This is a genomic window from Streptomyces sparsus, assembly GCF_054776295.1.
Genome location: NZ_BAAHCA010000314.1, coordinates 1 through 5,072, shown reverse-complemented (window position 1 = coordinate 5,072; position 5,072 = coordinate 1). Strand labels below are relative to the sequence as shown.

Here is a 5,072-nt window from a genome sequence, read left to right as displayed (position 1 = left end):
GCGTTCGAGGCCCCCGCCGAGCTGCTTGCCCGCACCTTGACATTGATCAATGTGACAACAGTCGATGGCTGCGTCAAGGGTGCTGTCCGCCCTGTGGATACCGCTGGTAACACCCGCCCGTCCGCGACACCCTCCCGCTCCGGCCCGCACCTCCCGCCGCACCTCCGCCGTCCGCCACCTCCGCCCCGCAACCGCCACCCGCGGTCGCCGCCCGCACCGCCCCGCCGCACCCCACGTCGCGGGCGCTCCGCCCCCGCCGCCGGGCGACGACGCGGGCCCCGCCTCCCGCTTCGCCCCCGCCCCCGGCCCGATGTCCCGTACGGGATGTACGACCTGAGGCGTAGAGAGATCCAGCCGTGGGGGCTGACGTCCTGTGTGCGCTGCGCCACTACCGTCAGGGACGTGACTGTGATCGCGACCGAAAGCCTCAGCAAGCGGTACCCCAGGGTGACCGCGCTCGACCGGCTGTCCGTGGACATCACACCGGGCGTTACCGGCCTGGTGGGCGCCAACGGAGCCGGAAAATCCACTCTGATCAAGATCCTGCTCGGCCTCGCTCCGGCCACCGAGGGCACCGCGAGCGTGCTCGGCATGGACGTGCGCACCCAGGGCTCCGCCATCCGGGAGCGGGTCGGCTACATGCCCGAGCACGACTGCCTGCCGCCGGACGTGTCGGCTACCGAGTTCGTCGTCCACCTGGCCCGGATGTCCGGGCTGCCGGCGACCGCGGCACGGGAGCGGACCGCGGACACCCTGCGGCACGTCGGCCTCTACGAGGAGCGGTACCGCCCGATGGGCGGCTACTCCACCGGCATGAAGCAGCGCGTCAAGCTGGCGCAGGCCCTGGTGCACGACCCGCAACTGGTGCTGCTCGACGAGCCCACCAACGGCCTCGACCCGGTCGGCCGCGACGACATGCTCGGCCTGATCCGCCGGGTGCACACCGACTTCGGCATCTCGGTGCTGGTCACCTCGCACCTGCTGGGCGAGTTGGAACGCACCTGCGACCACGTGGTCGTCATCGACGGCGGGGCGTTGCTGCGGTCCTCCGCGACGTCCGACTTCACGCAGGCCACGGCGGCCCTGGCCGTCGAGGTCACCGACTCCGAGCGGTACCCGGACGGCAGCAGCGCGCTGCGCGCGGCGCTCGTCGAGGCGGGCCTCCGGGCCGAGCCGGAGCCGGCCGCCGACGGCCTGCCCGGCGCCGGGCACGTGGTGCTCGTCGACGTGCAGGACGACAGCGCGTACGACAGGGTCCGGGACACGATCGCAGACCTCGGCCTCGGCCTGGTGCGGATGGAACAGCGCCGCCACCACATCGCCGAGGTATTCCAGACCAGCCGGCCGCAGCACACCGCGGGCCGGGAAGGAGGCGGCAGCGATGCGGTCTGAGTCATCCACGCCCCGCTCCGACCGGTCGGCCCAGCCGGCCGGGACCACGGACGGCCTGTCGAAGGCCCCAGGCGCGCAGCACCGGCAGGCCCAGTCGCCGCCGGTCGGCGCCGGGTCCGGCGCGAGCATCCACAACATCGGCTACCGCAACTACGACGGGCCCCGGCTGGGCCGCGCCTACGCGCGGACGTCGCTGTTCGCGCAGTCGCTGCGCGGCGCCTACGGGCTCGGCCGGTCGGGCAAGTCCAAGGTCCTGCCGATGATCCTGTTCGGCGTGATGTGCGTACCCGCACTGATCATGGTGGCCGTCGCGATCTTCACCGGTGCGAACGCTCTGCCGCTGGAGTACACCGAGTACCCGCTCTACATGATGCCGCTCATCGGGCTGTTCATCGCCTCGGCGGCGCCCCAGTCGGTCTCCCGCGACCTGCGGTTCAGCACCGTGCCGCTGTACTTCTCCCGGCCCATCGAGCGCAGTGACTACGTGCTGGCGAAGTTCGCCGCGATGACGGGCGCGCTGGTCCTCTTCCTCGGGGTGCCGATGGTGGTGCTCTACGCCGGCGGGCTGCTGGCCGAACTCGGCTTCGCGGAGCAGACGAAGGGCTTCGCACTCGGCATGGTGCTGGTGCTGGTCTTCTCGGTGCTGCACGCGGGCATCGGTCTGCTGGTCGCCGCCCTCACGCCGCGCCGCGGGTTCGGTGTGGCGGCCATCATCGCGGTCCTCACGATCCCCTACTTCGCGGTCACGACCGTGCAGTTCATCGCCTGGGAGCAGGGTGCGTCGGAGGCCGTGAGCTGGCTGGGCCTGGCTTCGCCCGGCTCGCTCATGGCCGGCCTCCAGTCGAAGTTCCTCGGCGGGGTCTCCGACTTCCCCGGCGAGCTGGTGCCCGGGAACGTCGCGGGCGTCTGCTACCTGCTGGTGACGGCCGCGCTGATCGCCGGCAGCTACCTGCTGCTGCTCCGCCGCTACGGCAAGGCGGGCCTGTGAGCAGGCGGCCGAGCCCCGCAGCCGTCGGGCCGAGCGCCACGGCCGGGGCGAGCCCCGCAGCCGTCGGGCCGCAGTCGAGAGTTACGCCCGTGAACGAGGAGACGTTGTGACCACCATCCGTATCGACCACGCGTCCCGCTGGTTCGGCAACGTCGTCGCAGTCAACGACGTCACCGTGGACATCGCGCCCGGCGTGACCGGACTGCTCGGCCCCAACGGCGCGGGCAAGTCCACGCTGATCCACATGATGGGCGGATTCCTCGCCCCCTCGGTCGGCACCGTCACGCTGGACGGCGAGACGATCTGGCGCAACGAGTCGGTGTACCGGGAGATCGGGCTGGTGCCCGAGCGCGAGGGCATGTACGACTTCCTCACCGGCGAGGAGTTCGTGCTGGCCAACGCCGAGCTGCACGGCCTGGACGACCCGGGCGCCGCCTCCCGCCGGGCGCTGGCCACGGTGGAGATGGAGTACGCCGCCGACCGACGCATCTCGACGTACAGCAAGGGCATGCGGCAGCGCGTCAAGATGGCCTCCGCGCTGGTCCACAACCCCTCGGTGCTGCTGCTCGACGAGCCGTTCAACGGCATGGACCCGCGGCAGCGCATGCAACTGATGGAGCTGCTGCGGCAGATGGGGGCGGAGGGGCGCACGGTCCTGTTCTCCTCGCACATCCTGGAGGAGGTCGAGCAGCTCGCCTCGCACATCGAGGTGATCGTGGCGGGCCGCCACGCCGCCAGCGGTGACTTCCGCAGGATCAGGCGGCTGATGACCGACCGGCCGCACCGCTACCTGGTGCGTTCCAGCGACGACCGGGCACTGGCGGCGGCGCTGATCGCCGACCCGTCCACGGCGGGCATCCAGTTCGACGCCGAAGAGCACGCCCTGCGCGTCCAGGCGGTCGACTTCAGCCGGTTCACCACCGAACTCCCGCGGATCGCGAAGTCCCACGGCATCCGGCTCCTGACCGTCTCACCGTCGGACGAGTCCCTGGAATCCGTCTTCTCCTACCTCGTCACGGCCTAGCAAGGAGCCCCGCGATGCCCACTTACGATCCCACCGTCGCCCGGCTCACCTACCGGGCGCTGCTCGGCCGCCGCCGGGCCCTGATCCTGTGCGCGCTGCCCGCGCTGCTGCTGCTGATCGCGGTCGCGGTGCGCGGGTTCGGCGCCGCCGACGACGACGTCGCGGTGCGACTGCTGAGCGGTTTCGCGCTGGCCACGATGGTCCCGCTGATCGGCGTCATCGCCGGCACCGGCGCCATCGGCCCGGAGATCGACGACGGCTCGATCGTCTACCTCCTGGCCAAGCCGCTGAAGCGGTCCACCATCATCTTCACCAAGCTGATCGTCGCGGTCGGCGTCACCATGGCGTTCTCGGCGCTGCCGGTGCTCGTCGCCGGGTTCGTGCTCGTCGGCAACAGCCAGCAGATCGCCATCGGCTTCGCGATCGCTGCCGTGGTCGCGTCCATCGCGTACAGCGCGCTGTTCCTGCTGCTCGGCACGATCAGCCGGCACGCCGTGGTGTTCGGCCTGGTCTACGCCCTGATCTGGGAGGCGCTGTTCGGTTCGCTGGTACCGGGTGCCCGCACCCTCAGCGTCCAGCAGTGGGCGCTGTCGGTCGCCGACCGGGTGGTCGGCAGCGGCGTCAGCATCACCACCGAGGTCGGTCTGCCGTTGGCCGCGGTGCTGCTGGTGGCGGTGACGGTCGCCGGCACCTGGTACGCCGGGCACCGGCTGCGCGGCCTCACCCTCGCCGGCGAGGAGTGACGTGCGGGGGGCGGGCGTCCGTCCCCCCCACGCTCGTCCGTCCAGGAGCAGTTCCCGTGACCGTCGCACGCCGGCGGCGTTGAACCCCGCGCACTGCCGGTTCAGCGATGGGAACTGCTTCGATGACGTGTCACCGCCTCTCCGCCCGGGTTGTCACCGGCGCCGCACTGGCCGCCGCACTGGGGGCACTGCCCGCCCAGGCCGCCGCGGTCTCCGGCCCGGACCTGCCGCTGCCGGTGCTGGAGCCGCAGATGCACGAGCCGCCCGGCGGCGGGGCGTGGGAGAAGGACGGGTTGCGGCTCGACGCCGCCGAGAACCGGGCCGTCGACGAGTTCCTCAACCGTGCCGAGCGTGCGGAGAAGCAGCTCAGCCCGCAGGTGCGCACGGTCGCCTCCTGGAGCGGTGCCGAACTGGTCGGCTTCGACCACCGGTTGAAGTCGCCCGACTCGCTGAAGCGCAAGGTCGCCACCTGGCTCACCGAGGACTCCTCGCAGGACGTGCACGAGGCGCTGGCGGACGTCAACGACTCGGTCCGCTACACCCTCCAGTGGCCCGAGGAGGAGTACACCGAGGGGGTGCGCGGCGCGTCCCGGATGCTCGCGGCCTTCGGGCACGGCAACGTCCGGTGGAGCAACACCTGGAAGGCCCGTGACAGTTACAAGGCGGTCAACTCCGCCTGGCGGGACGCCATGACGGACCACCGTTTCGAGGTGCAGTTCCACACCCCGGCCAGCCACCGGGCCGCCGTCGTCACGCATCCGCTCTACGAGGAGCAGCGGCTGCCCGGCACGCCGCCGGAGCGGGTGGCGGAGCTGAAGCGGCAGCAGGGCCGGATCTTCGCCGCGGTCCCGGTGCCGGACGGCGCGGAGCGTCTCACCGCACCCCGCCTGCTGCCCCCGGTCCCCGTCCCCGCCCGCTGACGTCC

The 5,072-nt window shown here is 71.8% G+C and carries 5 protein-coding genes; all 5 read left to right on the top strand.

The window, feature by feature from the left end:
- Nucleotides 1-408 precede the first annotated feature (408 nt).
- The 5 genes from ACYVE9_RS15220 (at nucleotide 409) to ACYVE9_RS15200 (ending at nucleotide 5,067) form a co-directional block, all read left to right on the top strand.
- Nucleotides 409-1,392: an ABC transporter ATP-binding protein gene (locus ACYVE9_RS15220; protein WP_461028382.1), complete on the top strand. Its 984-nt coding sequence runs from the start codon at nucleotides 409-411 to the stop codon at nucleotides 1,390-1,392.
- Nucleotides 1,382-2,380, top strand: a complete 999-nt coding sequence (locus ACYVE9_RS15215; RefSeq protein ID WP_461028381.1) for an ABC transporter permease — start codon at nucleotides 1,382-1,384, stop codon at nucleotides 2,378-2,380. The genes ACYVE9_RS15220 and ACYVE9_RS15215 overlap by 11 nt, the downstream gene beginning before the upstream one ends.
- Nucleotides 2,381-2,486: 106 nt before the next feature.
- Nucleotides 2,487-3,404: an ABC transporter ATP-binding protein gene (locus ACYVE9_RS15210; protein WP_461028380.1), complete on the top strand. Its 918-nt coding sequence runs from the start codon at nucleotides 2,487-2,489 to the stop codon at nucleotides 3,402-3,404.
- Between the two features lie 14 nt (nucleotides 3,405-3,418).
- Nucleotides 3,419-4,147 (top strand): ABC transporter permease subunit, encoded by a 729-nt coding sequence (locus ACYVE9_RS15205; RefSeq protein ID WP_461028379.1) that lies wholly within the window; start codon nucleotides 3,419-3,421, stop codon nucleotides 4,145-4,147.
- Between the two features lie 122 nt (nucleotides 4,148-4,269).
- Nucleotides 4,270-5,067, top strand: a complete 798-nt coding sequence (locus tag ACYVE9_RS15200; RefSeq protein WP_461028378.1) for an ATP nucleotide 3'-pyrophosphokinase — start codon at nucleotides 4,270-4,272, stop codon at nucleotides 5,065-5,067.
- Nucleotides 5,068-5,072: the final 5 nt, after the last annotated feature.

What these genes read in the sequence shown, in the direction of transcription:
- ACYVE9_RS15215 (WP_461028381.1), top strand. Translation starts at nt 1,382, where the DNA reads ATGCGGTCTGAGTCATCCACGCCCCGCTCCGACCGGTCGGCCCAGCCG.
- ACYVE9_RS15205 (WP_461028379.1), top strand. Translation starts at nt 3,419, where the DNA reads ATGCCCACTTACGATCCCACCGTCGCCCGGCTCACCTACCGGGCGCTG.
- ACYVE9_RS15200 (WP_461028378.1), top strand. Translation starts at nt 4,270, where the DNA reads ATGACGTGTCACCGCCTCTCCGCCCGGGTTGTCACCGGCGCCGCACTG.